26 protein-coding genes, 2 pseudogenes and 1 riboswitch are annotated in these 26,660 nt (G+C 62.9%); of the genes and pseudogenes, 19 read left to right on the top strand and 9 right to left on the bottom strand.

Annotated features, from left to right (window positions below):
• The 3 genes from AC0V7N_RS30405 to AC0V7N_RS30395 all read left to right on the top strand — a co-directional run bounded on the left by AC0V7N_RS30405 (nt 1) and on the right by AC0V7N_RS30395 (nt 3,409).
• Complete coding sequence (locus AC0V7N_RS30405) at nt 1–1,431, top strand: FAD-binding oxidoreductase (protein ID WP_475451867.1); 1,431 nt, start codon at nt 1–3, stop codon at nt 1,429–1,431.
• 184 nt (nt 1,432–1,615) lie between these two features.
• A complete protein-coding gene (locus AC0V7N_RS30400) occupies nt 1,616–2,182 on the top strand; it encodes a DUF6101 family protein (RefSeq protein WP_496627474.1) in 567 nt (188 codons plus the stop codon).
• 294 nt (nt 2,183–2,476) lie between these two features.
• Nucleotides 2,477–3,409 carry an IS110 family RNA-guided transposase gene (locus AC0V7N_RS30395; RefSeq protein ID WP_475450584.1) on the top strand — a complete coding sequence of 311 codons (933 nt, stop codon included), beginning with the start codon at nt 2,477–2,479 and terminating at the stop codon, nt 3,407–3,409.
• 80 nt (nt 3,410–3,489) lie between these two features.
• On the opposite strand, the gene ubiA is transcribed toward AC0V7N_RS30395, so the two are convergent.
• Together ubiA and AC0V7N_RS30385 are read right to left on the bottom strand one after the other, a co-directional pair.
• The gene (ubiA, locus tag AC0V7N_RS30390) at nt 3,490–4,473 is read right to left on the bottom strand and encodes a 4-hydroxybenzoate octaprenyltransferase (RefSeq protein ID WP_475460559.1); all 984 of its coding nucleotides are present in this window, start codon (nt 4,471–4,473) and stop codon (nt 3,490–3,492) included.
• Nucleotides 4,474–4,541: 68 nt separating this feature from the next.
• Nucleotides 4,542–5,453, bottom strand: a complete 912-nt coding sequence (locus AC0V7N_RS30385; RefSeq protein ID WP_475451866.1) for a LysR family transcriptional regulator — start codon at nt 5,451–5,453, stop codon at nt 4,542–4,544.
• Between the two features lie 89 nt (nt 5,454–5,542).
• Between AC0V7N_RS30385 and AC0V7N_RS30380 the strand changes: the two genes are divergently transcribed.
• A complete protein-coding gene (locus AC0V7N_RS30380; protein WP_475451865.1) occupies nt 5,543–6,364 on the top strand; it encodes a phytanoyl-CoA dioxygenase family protein in 822 nt (273 codons plus the stop codon).
• Between the two features lie 154 nt (nt 6,365–6,518).
• Entirely contained in the window at nt 6,519–7,796 is a 1,278-nt protein-coding gene (gene purD / locus AC0V7N_RS30375) for a phosphoribosylamine--glycine ligase (protein ID WP_475451864.1), read from the top strand.
• Nucleotides 7,797–7,801: 5 nt separating this feature from the next.
• Here purD and AC0V7N_RS30370 read toward each other — a convergent pair whose 3' ends face one another.
• From AC0V7N_RS30370 to AC0V7N_RS30360, 3 genes are all read right to left on the bottom strand, one after another.
• A complete protein-coding gene (locus tag AC0V7N_RS30370) occupies nt 7,802–8,914 on the bottom strand; it encodes a glycoside hydrolase family 25 protein (protein ID WP_475460557.1) in 1,113 nt (370 codons plus the stop codon).
• Between the two features lie 182 nt (nt 8,915–9,096).
• Nucleotides 9,097–10,341 (bottom strand): hypothetical protein, encoded by a 1,245-nt coding sequence (locus tag AC0V7N_RS30365; protein WP_475451863.1) that lies wholly within the window; start codon nt 10,339–10,341, stop codon nt 9,097–9,099.
• Nucleotides 10,342–10,571: 230 nt separating this feature from the next.
• Nucleotides 10,572–10,808 (bottom strand): hypothetical protein, encoded by a 237-nt coding sequence (locus tag AC0V7N_RS30360; protein ID WP_475451862.1) that lies wholly within the window; start codon nt 10,806–10,808, stop codon nt 10,572–10,574.
• A 213-nt stretch (nt 10,809–11,021) separates the two neighbouring features.
• Between AC0V7N_RS30360 and AC0V7N_RS30355 the strand changes: the two genes are divergently transcribed.
• Complete coding sequence (locus AC0V7N_RS30355; protein WP_475451861.1) at nt 11,022–12,791, top strand: acyl-CoA dehydrogenase family protein; 1,770 nt, start codon at nt 11,022–11,024, stop codon at nt 12,789–12,791.
• A gap of 32 nt (nt 12,792–12,823) precedes the next feature.
• Nucleotides 12,824–13,576, top strand: coding sequence for a crotonase/enoyl-CoA hydratase family protein (locus tag AC0V7N_RS30350; protein ID WP_475451860.1), 753 nt, complete (start codon nt 12,824–12,826; stop codon nt 13,574–13,576).
• 6 nt (nt 13,577–13,582) lie between these two features.
• On the opposite strand, the gene pdxH is transcribed toward AC0V7N_RS30350, so the two are convergent.
• Nucleotides 13,583–14,200 (bottom strand): pyridoxamine 5'-phosphate oxidase, encoded by a 618-nt coding sequence (gene pdxH, locus AC0V7N_RS30345; protein WP_475451859.1) that lies wholly within the window; start codon nt 14,198–14,200, stop codon nt 13,583–13,585.
• 40 nt (nt 14,201–14,240) lie between these two features.
• Between pdxH and AC0V7N_RS30340 the strand changes: the two genes are divergently transcribed.
• The 4 genes from AC0V7N_RS30340 (at nt 14,241) to AC0V7N_RS30325 (ending at nt 17,459) form a co-directional block, all read left to right on the top strand.
• The gene (locus AC0V7N_RS30340) at nt 14,241–14,702 is read left to right on the top strand and encodes an RT0821/Lpp0805 family surface protein (RefSeq protein WP_475451858.1); all 462 of its coding nucleotides are present in this window, start codon (nt 14,241–14,243) and stop codon (nt 14,700–14,702) included.
• A gap of 260 nt (nt 14,703–14,962) precedes the next feature.
• Nucleotides 14,963–15,892, top strand: coding sequence for a DnaJ C-terminal domain-containing protein (locus AC0V7N_RS30335; protein WP_475451857.1), 930 nt, complete (start codon nt 14,963–14,965; stop codon nt 15,890–15,892).
• Nucleotides 15,893–15,997: 105 nt separating this feature from the next.
• Complete coding sequence (gene fabI / locus AC0V7N_RS30330) at nt 15,998–16,819, top strand: enoyl-ACP reductase FabI (protein ID WP_475451856.1); 822 nt, start codon at nt 15,998–16,000, stop codon at nt 16,817–16,819.
• Between the two features lie 52 nt (nt 16,820–16,871).
• Nucleotides 16,872–17,459 carry a histidine phosphatase family protein gene (locus AC0V7N_RS30325; protein ID WP_475451855.1) on the top strand — a complete coding sequence of 196 codons (588 nt, stop codon included), beginning with the start codon at nt 16,872–16,874 and terminating at the stop codon, nt 17,457–17,459.
• 122 nt (nt 17,460–17,581) lie between these two features.
• On the opposite strand, the gene AC0V7N_RS30320 is transcribed toward AC0V7N_RS30325, so the two are convergent.
• Nucleotides 17,582–17,842, bottom strand: coding sequence for a DUF1344 domain-containing protein (locus AC0V7N_RS30320; protein WP_027041441.1), 261 nt, complete (start codon nt 17,840–17,842; stop codon nt 17,582–17,584).
• Between the two features lie 184 nt (nt 17,843–18,026).
• On the opposite strand from AC0V7N_RS30320, the gene aroC reads away from it, so the two are divergent.
• The 3 genes from aroC (at nt 18,027) to AC0V7N_RS30305 (ending at nt 20,927) form a co-directional block, all read left to right on the top strand.
• Complete coding sequence (gene aroC / locus AC0V7N_RS30315) at nt 18,027–19,133, top strand: chorismate synthase (RefSeq protein WP_475451854.1); 1,107 nt, start codon at nt 18,027–18,029, stop codon at nt 19,131–19,133.
• Between the two features lie 117 nt (nt 19,134–19,250).
• Complete coding sequence (gene ribB / locus AC0V7N_RS30310) at nt 19,251–20,351, top strand: 3,4-dihydroxy-2-butanone-4-phosphate synthase (RefSeq protein ID WP_115139937.1); 1,101 nt, start codon at nt 19,251–19,253, stop codon at nt 20,349–20,351.
• Nucleotides 20,352–20,384: 33 nt separating this feature from the next.
• Nucleotides 20,385–20,927, top strand: coding sequence for a GNAT family N-acetyltransferase (locus AC0V7N_RS30305; protein WP_475451853.1), 543 nt, complete (start codon nt 20,385–20,387; stop codon nt 20,925–20,927).
• 44 nt (nt 20,928–20,971) lie between these two features.
• On the opposite strand, the gene AC0V7N_RS30300 is transcribed toward AC0V7N_RS30305, so the two are convergent.
• Nucleotides 20,972–22,195 carry an MFS transporter gene (locus AC0V7N_RS30300; RefSeq protein ID WP_496627473.1) on the bottom strand — a complete coding sequence of 408 codons (1,224 nt, stop codon included), beginning with the start codon at nt 22,193–22,195 and terminating at the stop codon, nt 20,972–20,974.
• Nucleotides 22,196–22,313: 118 nt separating this feature from the next.
• Between AC0V7N_RS30300 and AC0V7N_RS30295 the strand changes: the two genes are divergently transcribed.
• Both AC0V7N_RS30295 and AC0V7N_RS30290 read left to right on the top strand, forming a co-directional pair.
• Nucleotides 22,314–22,913 carry a TetR/AcrR family transcriptional regulator gene (locus AC0V7N_RS30295; protein ID WP_475451852.1) on the top strand — a complete coding sequence of 200 codons (600 nt, stop codon included), beginning with the start codon at nt 22,314–22,316 and terminating at the stop codon, nt 22,911–22,913.
• 103 nt (nt 22,914–23,016) lie between these two features.
• A pseudogene (locus AC0V7N_RS30290) lies at nt 23,017–23,999 on the top strand (hypothetical protein).
• Between the two features lie 164 nt (nt 24,000–24,163).
• Here AC0V7N_RS30290 and bluB read toward each other — a convergent pair.
• A pseudogene (bluB, locus tag AC0V7N_RS30285) lies at nt 24,164–24,673 on the bottom strand (5,6-dimethylbenzimidazole synthase); the annotation flags it as partial.
• A gap of 120 nt (nt 24,674–24,793) precedes the next feature.
• Nucleotides 24,794–24,973: riboswitch (cobalamin riboswitch) on the bottom strand.
• Nucleotides 24,974–25,095: 122 nt separating this feature from the next.
• On the opposite strand from bluB, the gene AC0V7N_RS30280 reads away from it, so the two are divergent.
• The 3 genes from AC0V7N_RS30280 (at nt 25,096) to AC0V7N_RS30270 (ending at nt 26,642) form a co-directional block, all read left to right on the top strand.
• Nucleotides 25,096–26,022: a histone deacetylase family protein gene (locus tag AC0V7N_RS30280; RefSeq protein WP_475451851.1), complete on the top strand. Its 927-nt coding sequence runs from the start codon at nt 25,096–25,098 to the stop codon at nt 26,020–26,022.
• Between the two features lie 3 nt (nt 26,023–26,025).
• The gene (locus tag AC0V7N_RS30275; protein ID WP_027034215.1) at nt 26,026–26,277 is read left to right on the top strand and encodes an exodeoxyribonuclease VII small subunit; all 252 of its coding nucleotides are present in this window, start codon (nt 26,026–26,028) and stop codon (nt 26,275–26,277) included.
• A 98-nt stretch (nt 26,278–26,375) separates the two neighbouring features.
• On the top strand, nt 26,376–26,642 hold the full coding sequence (locus AC0V7N_RS30270) for a DUF2277 domain-containing protein (RefSeq protein WP_475451850.1): 267 nt from the start codon (nt 26,376–26,378) through the stop codon (nt 26,640–26,642).
• Nucleotides 26,643–26,660 lie beyond the last annotated feature (18 nt).

Below are 26,660 nucleotides of genomic sequence, written 5' to 3'. Positions count from 1 at the left end.
ATGACCGAAATTTCGCAAAAACTCGATCCCGCTCTCATCGACCGCTTCGCGGCCATCGTCGGGAACAAATACGCGCTGCGCGACGAGCAGGACATCGCGCCTTATCTTATTGAGCGGCGCGGGCTCTGGCATGGCGCGACATCGCTGGTGCTGCGGCCGGGCAGTGTCGACGAGGTCAGCCGGATCATGCGGCTGGCAACCGAGACGGGAACGCCCATCGTGCCGCAAAGCGGCAACACCGGTCTGGTCGGCGCCCAGGTGCCCGATAGATCCGGCCGCGAGGTCATCCTGTCGCTGTCGCGGCTGAACCGCATCCGCGAGATCGATGTCCTGTCCAATACGGTGACGGTCGAGGCCGGCGTCATCCTGCAGACGCTGCAGGAGGCGGCCGATGCCGCCGACCGGCTGTTTCCACTGTCGCTCGCCGCGCAAGGCTCCTGCCAGATCGGCGGCAACCTCTCTTCCAATGCCGGCGGCACCGGCGTGCTTGCCTATGGCAATGCGCGCGAACTCTGCCTCGGCGTCGAAGTGGTGTTGCCGACAGGCGAGGTGTTCGACGATCTGCGCAAGCTGAAGAAGGACAACACAGGCTACGATTTGAAGAACCTGTTCGTCGGCGCTGAGGGCACGCTCGGCATCATCACCGCCGCTGTCTTGAAGCTCTTCCCGAGGCCGAAGGGCAGGGAGGTCGCCTTTGCCGGCATGTCGTCGCCCAAGGCGGCGCTTTCGCTCTTTATCTTGGCGATGGACCGGGCCGGCGCCTCGCTCACCGCTTTCGAGCTGATCGGTAAAAGGCCTTACGACTTCACGCTGAAGCATGGCCAAGGCATCACGCGGCCGCTGGCCGATGATTGGCCATGGTATGTGCTGATGCAGGTCTCTTCAGGACGTTCCGAGGAAGACGGCAGGGCGCTGATCGAGGAGATTCTGGGCGAAGCGCTCGAGCAAGGTATCATCGGCGACGCAGTGGTCTCGGCAAGCCTTGCCCAGGGCGATGCCTTCTGGAATTTCCGCGAGACGCTGCCCGAGTGCCAGAAGCCCGAGGGCGCTTCGATCAAGCACGACATCTCGGTGCCGACAGCCGCGATCCCGGAGTTCATCGACAAGGCGGCCGGCGTGGTGGAAGGGGTCTGCCCCGGCGCGCGCGTGGTCTGCTTCGGCCACATGGGCGACGGCAATCTGCATTACAACATCTCGCGCCCCGTGGACTGGCAGGATGAGGCGTTTCTCGCTCTCTACCATCCCATGAACAAGGCCGTGCACGATGTCGTGCGGTCCTTCCATGGATCGATCTCGGCCGAGCACGGCATCGGCCAGTTGAAGCGCGACGAACTGATCGCCACGGCGCCGCCGATGGCCATCGATCTGATGCGCAGGGTGAAGACTGCCTTCGATCCTGCCGGCATCATGAATCCCGGTAAGGTTATCTGATCCTTTCACCATCTTGTGGTCGGTGGCATTCCGATAACCATCCCTGAGATCAGCAAAATTTAACCGACTTTCTTAAGCGCGGCGGTAAGGAGCCCGCGTTACTGTTTCCCCATAACGAGGCCGGGAAAACTGGCCCGGAGAGAACCGGACACCGGCTCTCAGGAGACAGACAGGAAGGCATTCTATGAACACTGGACTGAAGCCAGTCTGGGCGGGACGCAACATGCGCCTCGACCCATTCCGCCTGCCGCAGGTGGTGAGCTACGCCACGCGCGACGACTATGGCGACGTGACGTTCACCATCGACCACCGCGGCGCCGTGATCCGCCGCCTGCTCGAGATGAGCGGCGTGCCGGCGATCATCGCACTGCCCGCCAATGCGTTCCGCGGCGTTGCCGCCCGCGCAATGGAGGATCCGGACGGCAATGTCACGGTGACCCTGGAACTCCTGCACAACGATCCGATGCTGTCGGTGCCGCTTTTGGTGGCCGACGACCTCGAAGACGTCGCCGCCGACTGGCGCGCCTGGGCCGATGCCTACCGTCTGCCGATGCTCCTCATTGAATCGGACGGCGTCGCCCGCACCTTGGAAGAATCGCTCGGCGCCGCAATCAAGACGCTGCCGCCGCAGGATCGCCGCAAGGGCCGTGTTTCGAACACGCGCCGTCCGCGCTTCCTTGCCCGCCGCAGGGCCGGCAACCTCGGTCTCAGGCTGGTCATCGACGGCCAGGAGATCATTTCAAGAGACTAGGATGGGACCTCCCTTCTCCCCTTGTGGGAGAAGGTGGCCGCGAAGCGGCCGGATGAGGGGTGTTCCAGCTTGGCAATGACGGCACTCCGTCACCCACCCCTTGTATCTGCACGGAGGAGACTTTGTGCGATGGAAGCGACTGAGCCTCGAACCGGACGGCCATCCGATTCGAGGCTTGGCGAAGTCGCCCGACACCCCTGCGGCTACAACCGTGGATGAGCCTGGGATCTTCGCCTTCGTCACGCACGACCGAATAGTCGCTTGGCTCCAATCGCACGCACAAGGCAGGTTACCGTGAACACGATCCTCTGTGGAATAGATATTTCGAAAGACTGGCTTGATGCCCATATCGAGCCGATGGGAGCGGCAAACCGCTTCGCCAACGATGCGGCAGGCATCGCCGATCTGGCCGCCTGGTGTCAGAACCATGATGTCAAACTCGTCGTCATGGAGGCCAGTGGCGGCTACGAACGGTTGGCCTTCCTGCTCTTGTGGGAGATGGGCCAACCCTGCGGCATGGCCAATGCGAGGAGCGTTCGCTACTTTGCCGAGGCGATGGGTTTCCTGGAGAAGACCGACAGGATCGATGCCGCCGTGATTGCCCGTTATGGTGCCGTCAAGCGGCTCAAGCCGACGCCGCCGCCAAGCGCGGCCCAGCAGCGGCTCAAGGCGCTGGTTGCGCGGCTTTCCCAGGTGGGAGGTGACCTCACCATTCAAAAGCAGCGCAAGAGCACTGCCGACGCCGAAACCATCGCAAGCCTTGATGAGGTGATCGCGCTGCTTGCGCGCCAGAGCCGCAGGCTCGAGGGTGAGATCGCCACGCTCATCGATGACGATCCGCTGTGGGCATGCCTCGACCGGGCCTTCCGCTCGCTCAAGGGTGTTGCCTCTCGCACCGTGGCGCGGCTGATGGCGCAGTTGCCGGAGATCGGCATCCTCTCCAACAAGGCCATCGCCAAGTTGGCCGGCCTGGCGCCGATCGCCAATGACAGCGGCAAGCGCAGCGGTCGAAGACCAGTGCGCGGCGGTCGGGCAGGGCCGCGCGGCGTCCTCTTCCTCGTTGCCAGCATCGTTGCCAAATATGATCCGCATCTGGCAGCTTTCAAGCAACGGTTGCAGGCTGCCGGAAAGGAGAAAATGGTCATCCGCATTGCGCTCGCCCGCAAGCTCGTCATTCTCAATGCAAAAGCACGCGACGCGCGTAACGAATTCGCAAATGCAACTTGACACCCCAGATAGTCGCTCATCCGTCTCGGCGCTGCGCGCCGATCCACCTTCCCCCACAAGGGGAGAAGGGAAAAAAGTCGCTACACCAGCGGCTTCAGCGCCACCCACAACGCGCCGCCGATCAGGCCGAGGAAGATCAGCCAGCCGACCTGGTTGTTCGACCGGAACAGCCGCAGGCATTGGTCGGGATCGTTGATATCCAGAACCGCGATCTGCCGGGCCATATGGGCGCCGGCGGCGATCAACCCGGCGAGCGCCACCACCGGCGCCTGCGCCGATGCGAAGGCGATGGCGAAGCAGATCAGCGTGCCGCCATAAAGCCCAGCCAGCCACGCCTTGGTGTTGTCGCCGAACAGCCGTGCCGTCGAGCGCACGCCGACAATGGCGTCGTCTTCCTTGTCCTGATGCGCATAGATCGTGTCGTAGCCGATCACCCACAGGATCGAGCCGATATAGAGCATGATGGCGGGACCATCGAGATCGCCGAACTCGACCGCCCATCCCATCAGCGCGCCCCAGGAAAAGGCAAGACCGAGAAACAATTGCGGCCAGTTGGTTATCCGCTTCATGAATGGATAGACGGCGACGATGGCCAGCGAACAGATGCCGAGCAGAATGGCGAAGCTGTTGAACTGTATGAGCACCACCAGGCCGACCAGCGCTTGCAGGACAAGAAACAGCCAGGCACCTCGGCGCGTGGCCTGGCCTGACGGCAACGGGCGCGAGCGTGTGCGTTCGACCTGGTTGTCGATGTCCTCGTCGACGATGTCGTTGTAGGTGCAGCCGGCGCCGCGCATGGCGATGGCGCCGACCAGGAACAGCACGAGATACCATGGTGCCGGCAGCAGCGAGAGCAGCGGGTCGCCGGGACGCGGATAGGCGCTCGCGGCGAGTGCGGCCGACCACCAGCATGGCCACAAGAGCAACTGCCAGCCGATCGGCCTGTCCCATCGCGCAAGCTGCGCATAGGGCCAGATCGAGCGCGGCAGCACGCGGTAGACCCAATGGCCGTTCGGCGCATCGGCAACACGGCCCTGGGCGGCTTTCGACTGGATAGGTTCCATGCCCATGGAGTGGCAGCAGCCGCGGAAACCGTCAAGCGGCAAGCGGATGAGCGGCGACCGTCAGTTCGTCAGGAGGTGAAGATGTCGCGCTTGGAAAACCAGTCTTTCGCCGTCTCGACGAATGCCAGTGCTGCATTCGACACGCGCTGATGCGTGTCATAGGTGAGGATGATCCGTTGCATCGGCAGCGGATCCGACAATGGCTTGCAGATGAGGGGCAGGCCATCATAGCTGCGGTCGCCATGCGGGCGGGTGTAGCTGACCGCGACGCCAAAACCGTTCGCCACCATGCTGCGCTGGAGTTCGAATGAACTCGTCGCCCTGTCGGCCACTGGCGAGAGGCCGCGGCTGCGGAACAGGTCGAGCATATGCTGCCAGCTGTGCGGCTGATCCGTCGTGATCAGCGGATAGGCGGCGAGGTCCGCCAGGCTGACCGATGCTTGGTCCGCCAGGGCATGGCCCGCCGGCAACAGCGCGTGCGGGCGAAGTTCGTGCAGCAGGATGCGCGCGAAATGTGTCGGCAAGCTGAGATCATAGGTGAGGCCGAGATCGATGGCGGCATCGCCAAGCCGCCGCCCAAGCGTCTCGAACGTCTCGTCGCGAACGACGACTTTCACCGCGGGATAGCGTTCGGAAAAGGCGCGGAGCAGCGCCGGTGCGAAGAATGGCGCCAGATCCTCGAAGCACCCCAGCACCAGTTCGCCGCCGACAGCCGATTTGCTTGAACCCAGGCCGACGAGTTCGTCCGTTTCGGTGAGAACCTGTCTCGCCTTGGCCACGAAAGCGCGACCGAACGATGTCGGCGACACGCCGCTTCCCCGCTGGCGGACGAACAGCTTCTGGCCGAAATTCTTTTCGACCGCGTCAATCGCCACCGAAATTGAAGGCTGTGAGACGTTCATCATCTTTGCCGCGCCGGTGACGCTGCCATGGCGCGCCACGGCGACGAGATAGCGCAATTGCGTGAGGGTGACGTTCATAGCCCTACTCTATATATCAGATGAGAAGTTATTATTTTACTGAATGAATTGATGTTGCGATAGTCGGTTCATTCCAAGAGGAGAACGCCATGGCTTCCCAAACCGCTACCCGTGCAATCAAAACCGACATCATCGATGCGGATACAATCGCCGACTATCAGCGCGACGGCGCCGTTTGCATCCGCGGCGCCTTCAAGGGCTGGGTCGATACGATCGCCGCCGGCATCGAGCGCAACATGCAGAACCGCAGCGCCACCGCATCTGATATCGCCAACGGTCGCGGCAGTTTCTTCGACGACTACTGCAATTGGGAGCGCATCCCGGAATTCGTCAAAGTGGTGCGCGAATCGCCGGCCGCGCAAATCGCGGCGGCGGTGATGCAGTCGCGCACCGCGCAGTTCTTCCATGATCATGTTCTGGTCAAGGAACCCGGCACGCAGAAGCCGACGCCCTGGCATCAGGACATCCCCTACTATTTCGTCGATGGCCAGCAGACGGTCAGCTTCTGGATCCCCATCGACCCGGTGAAGGAGGCGACGCTGCGGCTGATCGCCGGTTCGCACAAATGGGACAAGATGATCCTGCCGGTGCGCTGGCTCGACGACAGCAATTTCTACGCCGGCGAGGGCGACTATCTGCCGGTGCCCGACCCCGACAACGATCCGTCGATGAAGGTTCTCGAATGGGAGATGGAGCCGGGCGACGCCATCCTGTTCGACTTCCGCACCGCGCATGGCGCGCGCGGCAACCCGACCGCGGCACGCCGCCGGGCGCTGTCGCTGCGCTGGGTCGGTGACGATGCCCATTATGTCGAGCGGCCGGGCCGCACATCGCCGCCCTATCATGGCCACGGCATGCAGCCGGGCCAGAAATTGCGCGAGGACTGGTTCCCGGTCGTTTTCCCCGGCTAAGCGGGCCAGAATATGGGCGCCGGTATTCGGCGCCCATATTCGGCTGGGGATAACGTTCCCGTGCGCAATTCGGATCAAAACACCTTGATGCCTTGACCCGTCGCCCGGAGAGCAATAGCGGGTGCTCTCCAAGGGTTAGCATCAAGAGGTGGCCATGAACGTTCTTCTTCTGGGCTCCGGCGGCCGCGAACATGCGCTGGCCTGGAAGATCGCCGCCTCGTCGCTGCTGACCAAGCTCTACGCGGCTCCTGGCAATCCCGGCATCGGCAGCGAGGCCGAACTGGTGAAGCTTGATATCACCGATCATGCCGCCGTCGCCGCCTTCTGCCGGGAGAAAAAGATCGACCTCGTCGTGGTTGGTCCGGAAGGGCCGCTCGTCGCCGGCATTGCCGATGATCTGCGTGCCGAAAACATCCGCGTCTTCGGGCCTTCGAAGGCTGCCGCACGGCTGGAGGGGTCGAAGGGTTTCACCAAGGATCTCTGCGCCCGATACGACATCCCGACCGCCGCCTATGGCCGTTTCAGCGATCTGGCCTCGGCGAAGGCCTATGTCGAAAAGACCGGTGCACCGATCGTCATCAAGGCCGATGGGCTCGCCGCCGGCAAGGGCGTCACCGTCGCCATGACGCTGGACGAGGCGCGGGCGGCACTTGATGCCTGTTTCGAGGGCTCCTTCGGCGCTGCCGGCGCGGAAGTGGTGGTCGAGGAATTCATGACCGGCGAGGAGGCGAGCTTCTTCTGCCTCTGTGACGGCACCACCGCGCTGCCCTTCGGCACGGCGCAGGACCACAAGCGCGTCGGCGATGGCGACACCGGCCCCAACACCGGCGGCATGGGCGCCTATTCGCCAGCTCCGGTGATGACGCCTGATATGATCGAGCGCACCATGCGCGAAATCATCGAGCCGACTATGCGCGGCATGGCGGAACTCGGCGCGCCTTTCGCCGGCATTCTCTTCGCCGGGCTGATGATCACGGACAAGGGGCCGAAGCTGATCGAATACAACACCCGTTTCGGCGATCCGGAATGCCAGGTGCTGATGATGCGCCTCAGGGATGATCTGCTGGTCCTGCTCAACGCCGCCGTGGACGGTCAGCTCGCGCACACGTCCATACGCTGGCGCGATGAGGCGGCACTCACCGTGGTGATGGCGGCGAGGGGCTATCCCGGCACGCCGGAAAAAGGCTCCGTCATCCGTGGCGTCGAACAGGCGGCGAGCGACGACGTCCAGATCTTCCATGCCGGCACCGCCATCAATGGCGGCGCGCTGGTTGCCAATGGCGGCCGCGTCCTCAATGTGACCGCGAGCGGTGCCACGGTCGGCGAGGCGCAGGCGCGGGCCTATGCCGCGCTCGACCGGATCGACTGGCCGGATGGCTTCTGCCGCCGCGACATCGGCTGGCAGGCCGTGGCGCGCGAGAAGGCGAGCTAGCAGCCTTACTGCTGGCCGCGATCAATTTCGGTCGAAGCGGTGCTGAGCGGATCGGCCGCGGCAAAGGCGGCGTCGAGTTGCTCCGGGGAACGCTGTTCTGTCCGCTTCCAGGCGACATATTGGACGATGCCGAAGCTCGGCCGCCGTGGCACCGTCTTCACCACAGGCATGCGGAACCCGTCGCTGAATTTGGACCAGCGTGAACCGATCACCGCGACCATTTCCTCGAAGGTCGGCGGTGTTGCCACATCGGCATAGATGAGGGTGGCCTTGCCGGCGAGCGCTGCTTCGCGCGAGAGCGGTACCGGTACGCTGGCAAGATAATCTGATGGCACGTCGATAAGCCCACCAAACGGCCATTGCTGGCGCAATGTGGCGGCATCTGTCGGTGCGACGTTGACGTCGATATCGTTGGGCGTGCCGGCAACCCTGTAGGGGCAACGGAAGCGGCCGCAATTGGCTTGCGCCGAGAATTGCCAGAGCGCGTAGCCCTGCCAGTTGCCCATCGGAAAATGCACGTCGATGTCAGTCTTGTAACGCGCGTACCAAAGCGGCAGCCGCGACAGGAGCCGGTATTTGTAGCGGTTGTCGGCGATGTATTGGGCCGTCTTGCCATTGGTGTAGAGCACCGGGAAGCGGCCGATGCGCCGATGCACCTGGCGCACGAACTCCTCGGCATCGTCGAGCGACATCCATTGCGAGGGATCGTTGCCCTCGATGTCGAGAGCCATGAGATCGTCCGGCGCGGGGTCGGCGAAATCAAGGAAATTGTTGGCTTGCTCGACCGGATTGCCGGGCCGGGCGAGATGATAGGCGCCCCATTTCATGCCGAGCGCCTTGGCCACGACCCTGCGCGTCTGGAACAGTTCGCGCGTCACCGCATGGCGTTTCCACAGCGCCTTGCAGAGCTTTACCTCGGTGTCGGCGCCGAAGCAGAAATAGGGCGGCGGCATGCCGTCCGACGCCTTGTTGATGAAACCGGCGATGCGCTTGTCGGTGGCAAGCTGCGCCCAGTCGATGGAATTGTACTCGTAAGCGTCGACGACCAAAGCGCGGTCGGCGCTCTTCCACGGCTCGGAAAAGTCCGAGGCCTTTGCCGCCGATATCAGCGCCATCATCGCCGCAAGAGCGATCGCTGAGCGGCGAAGAGGATGCGCCGGCGTTTTCAAACAGGAGGTCCCCGTTGATCAAACACCGATGGTGAGCCGGTATGGTTAAGGAAATGCTTTCACGCTAGCAGTCCGAGGAGACTGGCGATCTTCGTCTAGGAAACTGTGCGACAAAGGCTACTGCCTCCCACTTATCCGTTGGCAAGCATCAATTCATTGGCTTGCCCGGGATAGGCGCTCTGGACCAGCTCATTATAACCCCTGAGGCAATCTATTGGCTTCGAGTAAAAGCCTTTGACGATGGGTGTCGCCGTGCAGATTCGCTTGCCGATGGCTCTCAGCTTCGTGATCTCTTCAGCCGTCAATTTTTGGCGATTCTTCTCCAGTCCAGTATATCGGGCACCGGGCGCCGCCCTCAAATAGGAGAGTACGGGGTATAGTTGCAGAGGGGGATTTTCTGCGCTCAGCAGTATCGCATCCATGCGTTGGCTGTGGTTGAGTTTTTGCGCATCGGCGAACCGATCGGTCGATATTCCGGTATAGGCTCGGATCAGGTCCTTCCATTGGACAGGCGTGCCAATGCGTTTCTGCGACCCTGGCAAGGATCCATATTCCCAGCGGATCAGTTCCTGGCCCAGCGTTCCATCCGTGACGGCTTGAAGCACTTGGACACCTTGCAGCCCGTAAGGGCGCGCAAGCACGTTCCTGTCATATTGGAAACCGCGAAGGGCTACCGCCGTTATCGGTGGGTCCACTCGTGCATTCACGACGCAGGTATTAAATATCCCTCGGGACTGCAGGTACTCCACAGAATCTTGTACGGGATTCTCTTTCGAAAGGCAGTTTTCTCCTGCCGAGAGGCTGAATGGTTTCTCGAAAAATTTTTGGCTTCCTCCATTGTTATTCAGGTGTCCATTTGAATATTTCAAGGAAATCCCATTGACGAGAATCTCGTAGCAGTTCTCAAAGCAGCCTCCGCCTTCGCCGATCAAGAGCAGCAGCTCCAGTCTGCCAACGGGCTTGGCCACCGTCCGGCTAAGGTATTCGGGCCGAATTCCCGCCTCTATCTTGGACGATGCAGTTGTATCCCTGATGTAACCGAAGCCCGACCATGCCGTCAGCAGCAGTGGGATGAGCGCAATTCCACCCAGGAGTTGCGCCGGGCGTCCTTTCGTCCACCAGATCAGTAGGCCCAAAACAATCGGTATCCCAATCACCAGCAGGGCCGGACCGAAATACACGACGATGACGATGAAGAGCATGCCCATGCCGACCCCACAGTCGCCACGGCAATCGCCGGTTCCCCCAAGAAGCGAAAGTGCCAGAAGCCAGGCTGGAGACAAAATCACCAGAACCTTGAAGCCGCCGGTTAGAAAATCCAAAAATAACTCGAATTTAGAGTGTGCCCGGTCAGGGGGTTCCACAATATCATTCATAAAGTAAGTCCCACAGAGACAACCGTTGCAGGCGTATCAATATTTTCAAAATTATCTGCTAATCGGGAAAGTAAAATATTCAGCGATGGTGCCTGCATCGCGGTCAGCAGGAGCAAGGTCGACTGATATCGCAGCGACCAATGCATTTTGCGTGTCGGTGTGGATCGACGGCAAGAGCAAATTCGCTGACCGTCACGGTCACGGGATGCTTCTGATGCTGGCCTACAAAACTAGCGCCGGCTGAACGGCTGAACCTCGAACGGATCCGGCGCGGGGTCTTGCTGCAGCGTGCCTTCGGCTGCGCGTTTGCGATGGTGGGCGAGAGAACATTGCGGCGAGCACAATATGCCGCGATCCGACCAGTAGGCCGCACCGTGTTCGAGCTGACCCCCATGATGCCAGAACCCCGCTGCGCGATAGGGCAAGCCGCATTCGATGCAGAGATAGGCGTCGGGTCTGGCGAGCATGGGCTGGTTCCGGTCGGCTGGTTCTGTCTGTCGCCGGTCGACTTGATCCGGCGTCCATCGCATTTAATACAGGCTGGCGCGATTGCAAAATCCGCGTGACAAAATTTGACGTTTACGTAAAAAGAAGATGGGAGACCGCCCAAAGGTGGATGGTTTTGCGGCGGTGCTGGCTCTAGGGTCGGCTAGGCCGATGCATCAGGAGGATCGAGCGGCATGTATCGGGCACCGGTCGAGGATATCGCGTTCACGCTCAAGCATGTGGCGGGCATGAAGTCGGCCCTTGATGCCGGCACGTTCGGCGATCTCGGCGAGGACCTGGTCGATGCCGTCCTTGGCGAGGCTGGCCGGTTCGCCACCGAGGAGGTGGCTCCGCTCTACAAGATCGGCGATGAACACGGTGCCGTGCTGAAGGATGCCGCCGTCACCACGCCGCCTGGTTGGAAGGACCTCTATCGCCGCTGGATCGACGGTGGCTGGAACGCGCTTTCCGGGCCGGAAGAGTATGGAGGCCAGGCGCTGCCGACCATGCTCGGCGTCGCCGCGCTCGAAATGTGGAATTCGGCCGCCATGGCCTTCGGCATCGGCCCGACGCTGACCATGGGCGCGGTCGAAGCGCTCGACAAGCATGCTTCCGAAGACCTCAAGGCGAAGTACCTTGCCAAGCTCGTGTCCGGCGAGTGGATGGGCACGATGAACCTGACCGAGCCGCAGGCGGGCTCGGACCTCGCTGCCTTGCGTAGCCGCGCCGAGCCGGCCGGTGACGGCACCTACCGCATCTTCGGCCAGAAGATCTTCATTACCTATGGCGAGCACGATTTTACCGACAACATCATCCATCTGGTGCTGGCGCGGCTGCCGGATGCGCCGGCCGGCACGCGCGGCATCTCGCTGTTCCTGGTGCCGAAATTCCTGGTCGGCGACGACGGCTCGCTTGGCGCGCGCAACGACGTCTTCTGTTCCGGCCTCGAGCACAAGCTCGGCATCCATGCCTCGCCGACCTGCACCATGATCTATGGCGGCGGCTTCCAGGGCGCCAAGCCCGGCGCCATCGGCTGGCTGATCGGCGAGGAGAACAAGGGTCTCGCCTGCATGTTCACCATGATGAACAATGCGCGGCTTTGCGTGGGCATGCAGGGCGTGGCGGTCGCGGAGGCCGCCACCCAGAAGGCAATCGCCTACGCCAACGACCGCCGCCAGGGCAAGGCGGCGGGTTACTCCGGTGCGGGCATGGCGCCGATCGTCCATCACCCTGACGTGCAGCGCAATCTCCTGACCATGAAGGCGCTGACGCAGACCGCGCGGGCGATCAGCTATTCCTGTGCCCACGCCATCGACATGGCGCGTGTCTCGGATGGTGATCAGGCCGCGCACTGGCGCGACCGTGCCCATCTTTTGACACCGCTGGCCAAGGCGTTTTCGACCGATGTCGGCGTTGACGTCGCATCGCTCGGCCTCCAGGTGCATGGCGGCATGGGCTTCATCGAGGAGACGGGGGCGGCGGCTTTCTACCGCGACGCGCGCATCGCGCCGATCTACGAGGGCACCAACGGCATCCAGGCGATCGATCTGGTGACCCGCAAGCTCCCGCTCGGCGGCGGCGAACATGTGCATGGCTTCATCGCCGAATTGGCCGCGGTCGCCAACGCCGTGCGCACCTCCAACCTGCAAGGTTTCGGCCGCACTGCCGATGCTCTCGATGCTGCACTCGGCGACCTGACGCAAGCGACCCGTTTCCTGCAGAGATTGTCTGCCGACGGCCGCGTAGAGGAGGCGCTGGCGGGTGCGACGCCTTACCTTAGGCTGATCTCGCTTGCCGCCGGCGGCGCCTATCTGGCGCGGGGCGCTCTTGCCGATCAGGGCCGCATCGCGCTTTGCCGATTCTTCGCCGAAAATCTGCTCGGCGAGGCGAGTGCCTTGAAAGGGCGTGTTGTCGATGGCGCGGAGAGCCTCGCTGCCGCCGGCAAGACGCTGATATCGGCCTGAATTCTCACAGCGCTCACCAGGGAAAAAAGACCGTGACAGACCACATCCTCGTCGAGCGCCAGGGCGCCATCCAGATCATCCGCATGAACCGCCCGGACAAGAAGAACGCGCTGACCCGCGCCATGTATGCGAAAATGTCGCAAACCCTGGCTGAGGGTGACGCCGATCCGGCCATCCGCGTCCATGTCTTCCTTGGCGTCCCCGGTGCCTTCTCCTCCGGCAACGACCTTGCGGATTTCATGGTTGTCGCCACCGGCGGCGATGGCGGCACCGAAGTCTGGGATTTCCTGATGGCGCTGGCCAGGGTCGAAAAACCCATCGTCTCCGGCGTTGACGGCATCGCGGTCGGCATCGGCACCACGATCAACCTGCATTGCGACCTGACCTTTGCCACGCCGCGCACCGTGTTCAGGACGCCTTTTGTCGACCTCGGCCTGGTGCCGGAGGCGGGATCAAGCCTGCTGGCGCCGCGCATCCTGGGGCAGCAAGGCGCCTTCGCCCTGCTCGGTCTTGGCGAGGGCTTTTCCGCCGAGCGCGCGAAGGCCGCCGGCCTGATCTACGAGGTGGTCGAAGAGGGTGCACTTGAAGCCTCGGTGCTGGCGGCCGCAGGCCAGATCGCCGCCAAGCCGCCGCAGGCGCTGAAGATTGCGCGCGATCTCATGCGTGGCTCGCGCGATGACCTCATCGCCCGCATCGGCGAGGAAAGCGAGCATTTCCGCGAGCGGCTGAAGTCGGACGAGGCGCGCGCGGCGCTCACCGCGTTCATGACCAGAAAGAAGAGCTAAGCCCTTTCAGGGATAAAGCCGCGTCTTGTCCCAGCCGCCTTTGGCGTTGCGGGAAAAAACCACGCGGTCATGCAGCCGGAACGGACGGTCGTGCCAGAACTCCATCGTCTTCGGCACGATGCGGAAACCCGACCAGTGCTTTGGTCGCGGGATCTCGCCGATGGCGTAACGCGCAGTGTACTCGGCGACCGCCTTCTCCAGCGCGAAGCGGCTTTCCAGCGGCCGCGACTGCTTCGAGGCCCAGGCGCCGATGCGGCTGCCGCGTGGGCGCGTTGCATAATAGCTGTCGGCCTCCGCCTCGCTGACGATCTCCACCGGACCGCGAATGCGGACCTGGCGGCGCAGCGATTTCCAGTGGAAGCACATCGCCGCCTTCATGCTGCCCAGAATCTCCTGGCCCTTCGCACTCTCGAAATTCGTGTAGAAAACAAAGCCGCCCTCATCGAACCCCTTGAGCAGCACCATCCGCACATCCGGCATGCCTTCGGCATCGACGGTCGCCAGTGCGACGCCATTGGCGTCGTTGATTTCGCTCTTGCTGGCATCGTCCAGCCATGCGGCAAAGAGGCGAAACGGCTCGGCCGCTTCGGTAAAGTCACTGGATGTTAACTCTGTGTCACTCATAGTTTTTCTCAAATTGTCACGAGATCAGGGAGGTTGCCGATTGTCGCGTATCGCGCAAGCTTTTGACAGCAGGCAATGGGGCGTTATCGCTTCGGCCAGCGCGAAAGCGGCGATCGTGTCAATCGCCCTGCCGCTTGTTGGCTGTGGCGCAGGCGGCTTCAGCCTGGAAAAAGCCGAAGTCGACCGCTCGATCCTGACCAGCAGCACGCAGGCTCCGGCCGCGTCGAAAGATTCGGATCGCGACTCCGACCAGACGACGATCGGCAATGCGGTGTCTTCCGCCGACATCGAGCAGCTCGGCGGCCAGGCCGTGCCGTGGGCGAATACCGGCACCGGCTCACGCGGCTCGATCACCGAACTGGCGGAATTGAAGGACAGGGGCCAGACCTGCCGCCGCTTCAAGGCCTCGCGCGAAAGCTTTGATGGCGTTGCCATGTTCGAGGGCGAACTGTGCCTCGCCAGTGCCGGCGGCTGGCGCATGCAGGGCTTCAAGGCGCTCTGAGCCTGACACGAAAGTCGGTCCGGTCGGCTCGGCGGGTCTTTCGCCGCCCGGTGCGTCGCCAATCTTGCCGATATCTCGATATCGGCTGCGATCGGCTCCTTCCGGATCGACAAAAATCCCTCACCGATCCTCAGCCGCCGACTTTCGGATCAGGCTCTGATTTTCCGCTTCCGATATGGTGACCCGCCACTGGAATTTCTTCCTATGCGAGCGCATATAGGGGGCAAGTATGGACTCAACTCATTTCCAGGGCAGGAAGCATGCGCGACCCGTATGAGGTCCTGGGCGTTGCAAAGAACGCATCGGCCAAGGACATAAAATCGGCGTATCGGAAACTCGCCAAGAAACATCATCCGGACCAGAATCCGGATGATCCCAAGGCGAAGGACCGTTTTGCCCAGGCCAATCAGGCCTATGAGATCGTCGGCGACGAGAAGAACCGTGCCGCCTTCGATCGCGGCGAGATCGACGCCGACGGCAAGCCGCGCTTCCAGGGATTTGAAGGCGCCGCCGGTGGCGGCGATCCCTTCGGTGGGTTTCGCCGCCAGCAAGGGGCCGGTGGTTCGCGATTCGAATTCCGGTCTGGGCGCCCGGGCGGTGATCCGTTCGACGGCAACAGCGATATTTTCAGCCAGATTTTCGGCGACGCCTTTTCCGGCGCGCGCGGCGCTGGTGGTGGCGATCGCCGCCAGCCGGCGACGGCTGCCGATCTCAACGTCACGCTCGACGTCACCATCGAAGAAGCCGCGACCGCCGAAAAGGTGACGGCGATGTTCCCCGATGGCCGCAAGGTGGCAGTCAAACTGCCGGCCTTTGTCGAGGATGGTCAGACCATCCGGCTGAAGGGGCAGGGCGAGCAGGGCCCGGGCCAGCCCGGCGACGCGCTGGTCAAGATCCATATCCGCCGGCATCCGCGCTACCGCATCGAAGGCCGCGACCTGCATGCCGATCTGCCGGTGTCGCTCGCGGATGCCGTGCTGGGCGCCAAGGTGCCGGTCGAGACGCCCACCGGCAGGCTCGCGGTCAATGTTCCCGCCTGGTCGAGCTCGGATAAGGTTCTGCGGCTCAAGGGCAGGGGCTTGCCGGAGAAAGCCGGCGGCCATGGCGATCTCTACGCCCATGTGCGCATTATGCTGCCGGAGGGCGGGGATTCTGCACTCGAAGCCCTGCTGCGCGGGCAAAAAGCCTGATCCAGCGCTTTTGTCCCCCGAACTGTCCGGTTTGAACGCTTGAAGGGGCTGTGTGCCTGTGCGATAGGCACTCCACAAAGCAGAAACCTTGCGGAGAGCGCTCACATGGCGGGTGGACAGGGCCTGATGGCCGGCAAGCGCGGCCTGATTCTTGGCGTCGCGAACAACAGGTCGATTGCCTATGGCATTGCCAAGGCATGCGTCGACCACGGTGCCGAGATCGCGCTGACCTATCAGGGCGAGGCGTTCAAGAAGCGCGTCGAGCCGCTGGCGGCGGAACTGGGCGCCTTTGTCGCCGGCCATTGCGACGTCACCGATCCGGGGAGCCTCGACGAGGTTTTCGCCAATGTCGCCAGGCATTGGGGGGGCAAGCTCGACTTCCTCGTCCATGCCATCGCCTTCTCCGACAAGGACGAACTGACCGGCCGCTATGTCGAGACGACGCGCGACAACTTCCTGCGGACCATGGACATTTCGGTCTATTCCTTCACCACCATCGCCAAGCGCGCCGAGGCGCTGATGACCGATGGCGGCTCGCTTCTGACGCTGACCTATTACGGCGCCGAGAAGGTGATGCCGCATTACAACGTCATGGGTGTCGCCAAGGCCGCGCTCGAGGCCAGCGTGCGCTACCTCGCCGTCGATCTCGGCGCCAAGAAGATCCGCGTCAACGCCATCTCCGCCGGCCCGATCAAGACGCTGGCCGCATCCGGCATCGGCGACTTCCGCTACATCCTGAAGTGGAACGAATACAATTCGCCGCTGAAGCAGACGGTCACCCAGGAAGAGGTCGGCGATTCCGGCGTCTATTTCCTGTCCGACCTGTCGCGTGGCGTCACAGGCGAAGTGCATCATGTCGATTCCGGCTACCACGTGGTCGGCATGAAGGCGGTCGACGCGCCTGATATTTCGACGGTCAAGGACTAACTCCCTCCGCCGATCCTCCGCCCAGGCCCAGGCCCGACCTCCGGAAGACCTGATGTACCCGCTGGTTTATATCGTGCGCCACGGCCAGACCGCGTGGAACGCCGAGTTCCGGCTTCAGGGCCAGGCCGATACCGATCTCAATGTCCTTGGCCGCGAACAGGCGACCGGGAACGGGCATCGGCTGGCTGAACTTGTCGGCGATCCCCACGATTTCGATTTCGTAGCCAGCCCGATGCGGCGGACGCGCGAAACGATGGAACGCATCCGCGCCGCGATGACGCTCGATCCGGTCGCCTATCGGACCGATATCAGGCTGATTGAAGTCAATTTCGGCGACTGGCAGAGTTTTACCTTCGCCGAGCTCGAGACGCAGTCACCCGGAGCAAGCCGATCCCGCGCACTGGACAAATGGAACTTCCAGCCGCCCGGCGACGGGGCGGAGAGCTACCAGATGCTGCTCGAACGGGTGAAGCCCTGTTTCGACGAGATGGACCGCAGGACGGTTTGTGTGACGCACGGTGGCGTCATGCGCACCCTGTTCCGTTTCGTGCTTGATATGGCCGAAGACGAGGCCGCGAACCTGGAGATACCGCAGGATCGCGTGCTCAAACTCGAAGGCAAGAGCCTTGAGTGGCTTTAGGCAGTCTACAGTGGCCCAGGAAATGACACGGCAGTTTGCGGCCGCAATCACGTAAGAGACGGCTGGGCCGGCTCGGCGGAATGTCGAAACCGACGGCACGCATCCAAATTGGGTTGGAAGCTTCAGTTCGTGTCGCCGTCCGGCAACTGCATGTCGGTGATGACGTTCTCGCCATTGGTCACGTCGTAAGCGATGACGATGTCCATGCCCGGCTTCAGCGCGTCGAGATCGGTCTCGGCGTTCAGCTTGTAGGATTTGCCGTCGTCCAGCGTCAGGGTCAGCGCGTCCTTGTCGACCTTCTTGATCAGGCCTTCGGTCTGGCCGGCGAAAGCAGCGGTGGAAAGCAGCAGCGTGGCGGCAACAGCGCCAATCAGGGTACGCATAATCGTCCTCTTTGGTCATTGCGCCGGCACTGTGGCGGCGGATCCTCAACGGCGGATGGAAGAAAGCAGAAACCAGCCGAATGTGTCAAAACTTAAACGGCGGGGATGACAGTTTGACCACTGCAAAAAACGCCAATAGAAGGCAGGCTTCAACCGGCTCCGCTGCCGGGCAGGGCACTTTTCCATGTCTCACAACACGTTCGGCCATCTTTTCCGAGTCACCACCTGGGGCGAAAGCCATGGCGCAGCACTGGGCTGCGTGGTCGACGGCTGCCCTCCCGGGATCCGCTTTACGCGTGACGAGATCCAGGCCGAACTCGACAAGCGCCGGCCGGGCCAGTCGCGGTTCGTCACCCAGCGCCGCGAGCCGGACGAGGTGAAGGTGCTGTCGGGCTTCGTGCTCGACGAGGACGGCGAGACGATGATCACCACCGGCACGCCGGTCTCGATGCTGATCGAAAATGTCGACCAGCGTTCGAAGGACTATGGCGAGATCGCCCGCCAGTACCGGCCGGGCCATGCCGACTACACCTATGACGTCAAATACGGCATACGCGACTATCGTGGTGGCGGCCGCTCCTCGGCCCGCGAAACAGCGGCGCGGGTGGCGGCAGGCACGCTCGCCCGCAAGGTGGTGCCGGGCATGGTGGTGCGCGGCGCGCTGGTGTCGATGGGTGAAAAGTCGATCGACCGCGCCAACTGGAACTGGAATTTCATCGGTGACGCCGAGAACCCGTTCTTCACGCCCGATCCCGCTTCCGTTCCGGTCTTCACACAGTATCTCGACGGCATCCGCAAGGCCGGTTCCTCGGTCGGCGCGGTGATCGAGATCGTTGCCGATGGCGTTCCGCCGGGGCTTGGCGCGCCGATCTACGCCAAGCTCGACCAAGACATCGCCTCCGGGCTGATGTCTATCAACGCCGTCAAGGGCGTCGAGATTGGCAACGGCTTCGAGGCGGCACGCATCACCGGCGAACAGAATGCCGACGAGATGCGTATCGGCAATGACGGCAAGCCGGTGTTCCTGGCCAACAATGCCGGCGGCATCCTCGGCGGCATCTCGACCGGCCAGGCGATCATTGCGCGCTTCGCCGTCAAGCCGACCTCGTCGATCCTGACGCCGCGCAAGTCGATCGACAAGGACGGCAACGACGTCGAGGTGATGACCAAGGGCCGGCATGACCCCTGCGTCGGCATCCGCGCCGTGCCGATCGGCGAAGCGATGGTTGCTTGCGCCATCGCCGATCATTATCTGCGTCATCGGGGACAGACGGGGAAGGGAGGGGAATAGGGCAGTAGGGCAGTAGGGCAGTATGTTACGCAGCCTGCCGAAACAGCCAAAATTTTCCTTTCCCCTACTGCCTTACTGCCTTATTCCCCTACTGCCCTGCGAGCAAAGCGAGCGTCCATGCCTTACGACCAGAAGAAGATTGTCGAAGCCATTCGGGCCTTCGAACGCGGCGAGATCGTCGTCGTCATGGACGATGACGGGCGCGAGAACGAAGGCGATCTGATCGTCGCCGCCGTCCATTGCACGCCGGAGAAGATGGCCTTCATCGTGCGCAACACCTCGGGCATCGTCTGCACGCCGATGCCGCGCGAGGAAGCCAAGCGGCTCAACCTGCAGCCGATGGTCGCCGACAATGATTCCGCCCACACCACCGCCTTCACCGTCAGCGTCGATTTCAAGCATGGCACGACGACGGGCATTTCGGCCGACGACCGCACGCTGACCGTGCGCAACCTTGCCAACGGCAATGTCGGCGCCTCCGATTTCGTCCGCCCCGGCCACATCTTTCCGCTGATCGCGCGCGAAGGCGGCGTGTTGATGCGTTCGGGCCATACGGAAGCCGCCGTCGATCTCTGCAAGCTCGCCGGCCTGCCGCCGATCGGCGTCATTTCCGAACTGGTCAATGACGACGGTACCGTCAAGCGCGGCCCGCAGGTGCAGGCCTTCGCCGAAGAGCATGGTCTGAAGCAGGTGTCGGTCGCCGACCTCATCGCCTACCGCCAGCGCAAGGAAACGCTGGTCGAGCGCGTCGCCTGCTCCGATATCGACACGCTTGGCGGCAAGGCGCAGGTCTTCACCTACACGCTTCCGTGGGACACGATGCATCACGTCGCCGTTGTCTTCGGCGACATCCGTGACGGCGAGGACGTACCGGTGCGCCTGCATTCCGAGGATGTGGTGACCGACGTCTTCGGCACCAGCCATCGGCTCGACGCCATCATGAAAGCGATGGGCGAGCGCAAGCGCGGCGTCATCGTCTATCTCAGAGAGGGTTCGGTCGGTGTCGCCCACCAGGAGCGCAAGCGCCCGCTGAGCGGCGATCGCGAGGATCACGAAGAGGCCCGCCGGCGCGAGAACGAATGGCGCGAGATCGGCCTCGGCGCGCAGATCCTGAAAGATCTCGGCATTTCCTCGATCAACCTGATCGCCTCACGCGAGCGCCACTATGTCGGCCTCGAAGGCTTTGGCATACACATCGCCAAGACCGAGATCCTCTGAAGGGGTAACCGATCCCTTTGCGGAGATGACGGGATGAACGCGTCATTGCCTCTGAGCCAGCGCAGCGAGCGGCTTTTGCTGCGCCGCCCGGCGCAGGCTGATCTGGATTTCCTGATCGATCTCTTCTCACGCCGGGAACTTGTCGCCCATCGCCCCGATCCTGTTGCGGACACGCCTCAGCAGAGCGCCGCCAGGCTGGCGCGCGACATCGGCCATTGGGACAAGCATGGCTTTGGCCGCTGGGCGGTCGAGGCCGATGGCAAGCTGATCGGCTTCGGCGGCGTCACCGTCTCGGCGGATTTCGACGGCCTGAACCTATCCTACCATCTTCATCCCCAGAGCTGGGGCCATGGCTATGCCACGGAACTGGTCACGGCGGCGCTGCAGGCCGCGTTCGGTCCCCTGCATGCCGACCGGGTCATTGGCCTCGCCCGTGACGCCAATCCGGCATCGCGGCGCGTGCTGGAGAAATGCGGCTTCGCCTTGGAACAAGAGGTGATGCTGCACGGCGCGCCAACAATGCTTTTTGCGCTGGCACGAGCCCGAAGGGCCGATGTGTCAAGCCCGTCTGCCTAAAGCGAACGGCGCGTTCCGCCCCGACGGACGGCGCGCGCTGGACACTATTCCGCGGGAACCGCGGCAGCCTCACACCCATCCAGGTCGCATTCGCGGGTGGCAAGGCTGCGCTGGCCAAGCAGCACGGTGATCAAGGCAATTGTGCCTGATGCCACCGACACCCAGAACCCGCTCTGGGCGCCGAACGCATCCACCACCGCGCCGGCGACAAACGCGCCCAGCGCCATGCCGATGCCGATGCCGGTGGTCACCCAGGTGATGCCCTCGGTCAGCATCGCTTCCGGCACGTGCCGCTCGATCAGGCCGAAAGCGGTGATGAAGGTCGGCGAGATCGCTACGCCACTAAGGAACACGGTCAATGCGAGCAGCGGCAGCGAGCCGGCGGTGAGCGGCAGCAATGTGCTGAGCGCAAGGACAGCGACTGCAATGGCGAGTTGCCGCTGCAGTGGCGCCTTCAGGTTGAGCGCGCCGACCACGATGCCGAGCATGAACGATCCCACTGCATAGACGCCGATGACGAGGCTGGCGGCACTCGGCTGGCCGAGTTCCTTGGTGAGCGCTATCGTGCTGACCTCCGTCGTCGCGAAGGTCGCGCCAACGAAGATTATGGCGAAGGTGATGATCTGCACCGGCCGCAGACGGATGGCCGAGCCGCTGGAGCCATGACCAACCGGCCGCACTTGTGGTTCGCTCGAACGCTGCAGGATGAACGCCGCCCAGCCAATGGCAAGAAACAGCGTGCTTGCCAGGACGCCGGCTTCCGGAAACAGCGCGGCGCTGAGTCCCACCGAAAGCGATGCGCCGAGAATATAGACCAGCTCGTCCGCGACCGACTCGAAGGCGAATGCAGTGTTCATTTGGGGACGTCCGCGAAAAAGCTCGGTCCAGCGCGCGCGAACCATTGCCGGCATGCTGGGCATGGCGGCTGCCGCCAGCGCCGACGCGAATAGCGTCCATACCGGCCAGTCCTGATTGGCCGCAACAATCAGCACCGCAAAGGCGATAAAGGCGATGAGGGTGGTAGGGACCGCAACCCGCGTCTGACCAAGGCGATCCACCAGCCTCGACGTTTGCGGTGAAACGAATGCGTTGCCCAGAGCAAACGTCGCCGAGACCGCACCCGCCAGCCAGTATTCGCCGCGCGTCTGCGACAGCATGGCCACAATGCCGATCGGCGCCATGGCGATCGGCAGGCGCGCGATGAAGCCGGCGGCCGCGAAGCCCTTCGCTCCCGGAGCACGAAAGATCTCAGCATAGGGGTTTTGCATGGGGTTCCTCGACAAAAGGCGATCTGCCAATTACATACGGGGCGTATGAGGATTAGATAGACCATACGCGACGTATGTCAATTGGCATACGGAACGTATGTGGATAAGGCCAGACAGAATGCACAGACCCCGCAAGGAGATGATTGCCGAGACGCGCGCCAAGCTGATCGCCGCGGCCCGCCAGGCTTTCGGCACGACAGGCTACGCCGAAGCGTCGATGGATGATTTCACTGCCTCGGCCGGACTGACGCGCGGCGCACTCTATCATCACTTCGGTGACAAGAAGGGACTGCTGGAGGCGGTTATCGCCGAAATCGACCGCGAGATGGCTGCTCGGGTGAATGAGGTCGCCTCGAAAGCGCCGACTCGCTGGCAACACTTCGTCGACGAATGCACGACCTATATCGAGATGGCGCTGGAGCCGGAAATCCAGCGCATCATGTTCCGGGATGGTCCAGCCGTGCTGGGTGATCCAGCACTTTGGTCGAATGCCAATGCCTGCGTCGGTTCAATGACCGATCATCTGACCGCGCTGCAGGGGGAAGGGGTGGTCGTCCCGAGCGTCGATCCCGAGACCGCCGCCCGGCTGATCAATGGCGCCAGCAGCCAGGCGGCGCAGCGAATCGCCAATTCGAACGACCCCGAAGCGACATCGAAGATGGTGGTGGCGGCGTTCAAGCAGCTGCTGGAGGGCCTGCTCAGAAAACCAGGTTCATAACAGACCCAAATCCCTGTTGGGCGCCTCGCTGGCCACCGCCCCGATTGACAATCTTCAGGCAGAGCGCATCCTCCTCGCCCATCTCTGAGGGGGATTCGGAGCCATGTGGGATTTCGAGATCGGCCGGTCGGTGTCCATCATGATCAGGACCTGGCCCTTCATTGTCTTTCGCATGATCGTCTATTTCGGCATCACGCTGGCCTACATCATGGCGACCGGCACCGGCGCCTCCGTTGGCTATGGCGTCGGCCATATCTCCACCGATCCAGACGGGCCAATGTCCTTCGCCCTGTGGGGTGGCGTGGTCGGTTTCGGCATCGTCTCGATCGCCGTCTACTGGATCCGCGAATACATCCTCTACGTCGTCAAGGCCGGCCATATCGCCGTCATGGTCCATCTGATCGATGGCCGGGATGTTCCCGACGGCCAGAACCAGATCGCCTATGCAAAGCAGGTCGTGACGGAGCGTTTCGCCGAGGCCAACATCCTTTTCGTCGTCGACCAGCTGGTCAAGGGCGCCATCCGCGCCATCACCGGCCTGCTCGGCGGCATCGCCGCTTTCCTGCCCATTCCAGGTCTGAGCGGCCTGGTCTCTTCATCAACACGGTGATCCGCCTGTCGCTGACCTATGTCGACGAGATCATCCTCGGCTACAACATCCGCATCAATTCGTCCTCGCCCTTCGAGACGGCGCGGCAAGGCGTCGTGCTCTATGCCCAGAACGGCAAGACCATGGTCAAGAACGCTGTCTGGCTGGCGGTCATCATGTGGGGCGTCTCTTTCGTCATTTTCCTGCTGATGCTGGCCCCGGCCGCCGCCATTTTGTTCATGATGCCCGGGCAACTCGCCGGCTGGGCTTTCGTGCTCGCCATCGTCTTCGCCTGGGCCTTCAAGGCGGCCTTCATCGAGCCCTTCGCCATCGCGTGCCTGATGCAGGTCTATTTCAAGACCATCGCCGGACAGGTGCCCGATCCCGCCTGGGATGCCCGGCTTGCCGAGGCATCGTCGAAGTTCAGGGAATTGAAGGACAAGGCGCTCGCCTCGTTCGGCGGGTCGCGCTGGGGCACGGCGGGCGCGACGCGCTGATCGGCGGGCTGCGCCGGCGCGGCATCGACGGCGTTGAGGCACGCCACCGCTGACTTGAGCTGCGCCTCGCCTTGCCCGCAAAACGTTTCGCTCATGATCAATTCGGGCAGCGGCAGGCGTCGGCCCCAGCCATGCGTTTCGAGGTCCGGTTTGGGCGCGAATTCCGAGACACGGCCGACGCAGAGATAGGCCACCGGCGTCACGTGCTCGGGAATGGACAGCAGGCTTTTCAACGCTTGCGGCTCGATGATGCTGACCCAGCCGACCCCAACGCCCTCGGCCCGCGCGGCCAGCCAGAAATTCTGCACCGCGCAGACCGTGCTGTAGAGATCCATCTCCGGATTGTGCCAGCGTCCAAGCGGTGAGCCCTGCGAGCGCTGGCGGTCGCAAGTGATGCAGATGTTGAGCGCGCTTTCGCAGATGCCTTCCAGCTTGAGCTTGCGGTAGAGCGCCTGTCTTTCGGCCTCGATTTCAGGCAGTTCCTGCTCTCGCGCGGCCAGGAACAGGTCGCGCACCTTCTCCCGTCGTGCGGCATCGCGGATGACAATGAAATTCCACGGCTGCATGAAGCCGACCGATGGTGCGTGATGGGCGGCAAGTAGCAGCCGCGCCAGCACCTCATCGTCGAGCCCGGTAGGCAGGAAATGGCTGCGCACGTCGCGCCGTGTGAACATGGCACGGTAGACCGCGTCGCGCGCCATCTGGTCAAACCCGTCGCCGATAGGAGCGGTCATAGTTTCCGGCATCGCTTGTCCCCTTGCGATTGCAATCAATGCCGCCCGCCTGACCATGCGGATGACGATGCCTGCCAGGCCGGTCTTCTGGCTCGGGATCAACCCGCGTCCGGTGCCTTCCCGTCATCGACAGTGGCATTTACCGGCGCGGTCCCCCTCACAGCGTTGGGCACGCCACGGAATTCAACCGTGTTCCCGATTCTCCCGCTCGCGGCGGGCACCAGGCAGTGGCGGAAACCTTACGCCGAAGCGCCGGCGCCGCCAATGCCCGCAGCGACACGAATGGACGCAAGCGTGATTTTCCCCAGCCCATCAAGCCGCAATGCATGGCCATCGCGGCGCCGGGGCATTAGATAGGGAACATGGCAACTCGTCTCTACACCCACCCGATCTTCCTCGAGCACCTCACGCCGCCGGGCCACCCCGAGCGGCCGGACCGCTTGCGCGCTATCGAGCGTGTCCTCGACGACGAAGCCTTTGCCGCGCTCGAACGCGTCAAGGCGCCGGAGGGCGACGAGGCGACGATCCTCTACGCGCATCCCGCCGATTTCGTCGCGCGCATCCGCGCCGCCATTCCCGAAGAAGGCCTTGCCCGCGTCGATGCCGACACCACCGCCAGCCCGAAGAGCTGGCAAGCGGTGATCACCGCGATCGGCGCCGCCAACGCCGCCGTCGACGATGTTTTTTCAGGCCGAGCCGACAATGTCTTCGTTGCCGCGCGGCCGCCCGGCCACCATGCCGAAAAGACCACCGCGATGGGCTTCTGCTTCTTCAACACGGCGGCGATCGCCGCGCGCTATGCCCAGAAGAAGCATGGCGTCGAGCGCGTCGCCGTCGTCGACTGGGACGTGCACCATGGCAACGGCACGCAGGATATTTTCTGGGACGATCCGTCGGTGCTCTATTGTTCAACGCACCAGATGCCGCTTTATCCCGGCACCGGCGCGAAGAGCGAGATTGGCGCCGGCAACATCGTCAACGCGCCCTTGGCGCCGCAGACCGGCAGCGAGGTGTTTCGCGATGCCTTCCTGTCGCGCGTCCTGCCGGCGCTCGACAATTTCGCGCCCGATCTGATCATCATTTCGGCCGGCTTCGATGCGCACCACCGCGATCCGCTGGCCGAGATCAATCTGACCGAAGACGATTTCGACTGGGCGACCGGCCAGCTGATGCAGCGTGCGGCCCGCCACAGCGGCAACCGGCTCGTCAGCCTGCTCGAGGGCGGCTACGATCTGCAGGGACTGGCATTTTCGGTCGCCGCCCATGTCGGCCGACTGATGAAAGGATGAATGATGGCTGCTGAGACCAACGAAGACGTCAAGGCGATGAGCTTCGAGCAGGCACTCGACGCTTTGGAGAAGATCGTCGATGATCTGGAGCGTGGCGACGTGCCGCTCGACCAGTCGATCAAGATCTATGAGCGCGGCGAGGCGCTGAAGGCGCATTGCGACCGGCTGCTGAAAGCCGCCGAGGACAAGGTCGAGAAGATCAGGCTGTCGCGCGACGGCAAGCCGGTTGGCACCGAGCCGCTCGACGCGGACTGAGGCACGGAGCAGCCTTACCGGCTTTTGGACACGATCATGGTTGAGGATTAAGCTCGTCTCGATTGAAACGGTCCAGGACAAGAGGAGATACGGAAGCGATGTGCAGAAACATCAAGACCCTGTTCAATTTTGAGCCGCCGGCGACCAATGACGAAGTGCGCGATGCGGCCCTTCAGTTCGTCCGCAAGCTGAGCGGAACGACGCGGCCTTCGAAGCAGAACCAGCATGCATTCGACCATGCGGTCGAGGCCATCGCGGCATCGGCGCGCGAGCTGCTCGATTCGCTCGAAACCCATCAGAATCCGCGCAATCGCGAAGAGGTGGCGGCGAAACTACGGGCAAAGTCAGCCATCCGCTTTGCCTGATACCGCCAAAGCGGCCGT

The sequence above is a fragment of the Mesorhizobium kamtschaticum genome, assembly GCF_056174585.1.
This window is presented reverse-complemented; position numbering and strand designations above follow the sequence as displayed.

Coding starts and splice junctions, on each gene's coding strand:
- AC0V7N_RS30300 (WP_496627473.1), bottom strand. CDS start 22,195: ATGCAAAACCCCTATGCTGAGATCTTTCGTGCTCCGGGAGCGAAGGGC.
- purD (WP_475451864.1), top strand. CDS start 6,519: ATGAACGTTCTTCTTCTGGGCTCCGGCGGCCGCGAACATGCGCTGGCC.
- aroC (WP_475451854.1), top strand. CDS start 18,027: ATGTCTCACAACACGTTCGGCCATCTTTTCCGAGTCACCACCTGGGGC.
- AC0V7N_RS30385 (WP_475451866.1), bottom strand. CDS start 5,453: ATGAACGTCACCCTCACGCAATTGCGCTATCTCGTCGCCGTGGCGCGC.
- ribB (WP_115139937.1), top strand. CDS start 19,251: ATGCCTTACGACCAGAAGAAGATTGTCGAAGCCATTCGGGCCTTCGAA.
- AC0V7N_RS30365 (WP_475451863.1), bottom strand. CDS start 10,341: ATGAATGATATTGTGGAACCCCCTGACCGGGCACACTCTAAATTCGAG.
- AC0V7N_RS30295 (WP_475451852.1), top strand. CDS start 22,314: ATGCACAGACCCCGCAAGGAGATGATTGCCGAGACGCGCGCCAAGCTG.
- AC0V7N_RS30280 (WP_475451851.1), top strand. CDS start 25,096: ATGGCAACTCGTCTCTACACCCACCCGATCTTCCTCGAGCACCTCACG.
- fabI (WP_475451856.1), top strand. CDS start 15,998: ATGGCGGGTGGACAGGGCCTGATGGCCGGCAAGCGCGGCCTGATTCTT.
- AC0V7N_RS30335 (WP_475451857.1), top strand. CDS start 14,963: ATGCGCGACCCGTATGAGGTCCTGGGCGTTGCAAAGAACGCATCGGCC.
- AC0V7N_RS30275 (WP_027034215.1), top strand. CDS start 26,026: ATGGCTGCTGAGACCAACGAAGACGTCAAGGCGATGAGCTTCGAGCAG.
- AC0V7N_RS30360 (WP_475451862.1), bottom strand. CDS start 10,808: ATGCTCGCCAGACCCGACGCCTATCTCTGCATCGAATGCGGCTTGCCC.
- pdxH (WP_475451859.1), bottom strand. CDS start 14,200: ATGAGTGACACAGAGTTAACATCCAGTGACTTTACCGAAGCGGCCGAG.
- AC0V7N_RS30380 (WP_475451865.1), top strand. CDS start 5,543: ATGGCTTCCCAAACCGCTACCCGTGCAATCAAAACCGACATCATCGAT.
- AC0V7N_RS30355 (WP_475451861.1), top strand. CDS start 11,022: ATGTATCGGGCACCGGTCGAGGATATCGCGTTCACGCTCAAGCATGTG.
- AC0V7N_RS30405 (WP_475451867.1), top strand. CDS start 1: ATGACCGAAATTTCGCAAAAACTCGATCCCGCTCTCATCGACCGCTTC.
- AC0V7N_RS30370 (WP_475460557.1), bottom strand. CDS start 8,914: ATGATGGCGCTGATATCGGCGGCAAAGGCCTCGGACTTTTCCGAGCCG.
- AC0V7N_RS30270 (WP_475451850.1), top strand. CDS start 26,376: ATGTGCAGAAACATCAAGACCCTGTTCAATTTTGAGCCGCCGGCGACC.
- AC0V7N_RS30320 (WP_027041441.1), bottom strand. CDS start 17,842: ATGCGTACCCTGATTGGCGCTGTTGCCGCCACGCTGCTGCTTTCCACC.
- AC0V7N_RS30325 (WP_475451855.1), top strand. CDS start 16,872: ATGTACCCGCTGGTTTATATCGTGCGCCACGGCCAGACCGCGTGGAAC.
- AC0V7N_RS30400 (WP_496627474.1), top strand. CDS start 1,616: ATGAACACTGGACTGAAGCCAGTCTGGGCGGGACGCAACATGCGCCTC.
- AC0V7N_RS30305 (WP_475451853.1), top strand. CDS start 20,385: ATGAACGCGTCATTGCCTCTGAGCCAGCGCAGCGAGCGGCTTTTGCTG.
- ubiA (WP_475460559.1), bottom strand. CDS start 4,473: ATGGAACCTATCCAGTCGAAAGCCGCCCAGGGCCGTGTTGCCGATGCG.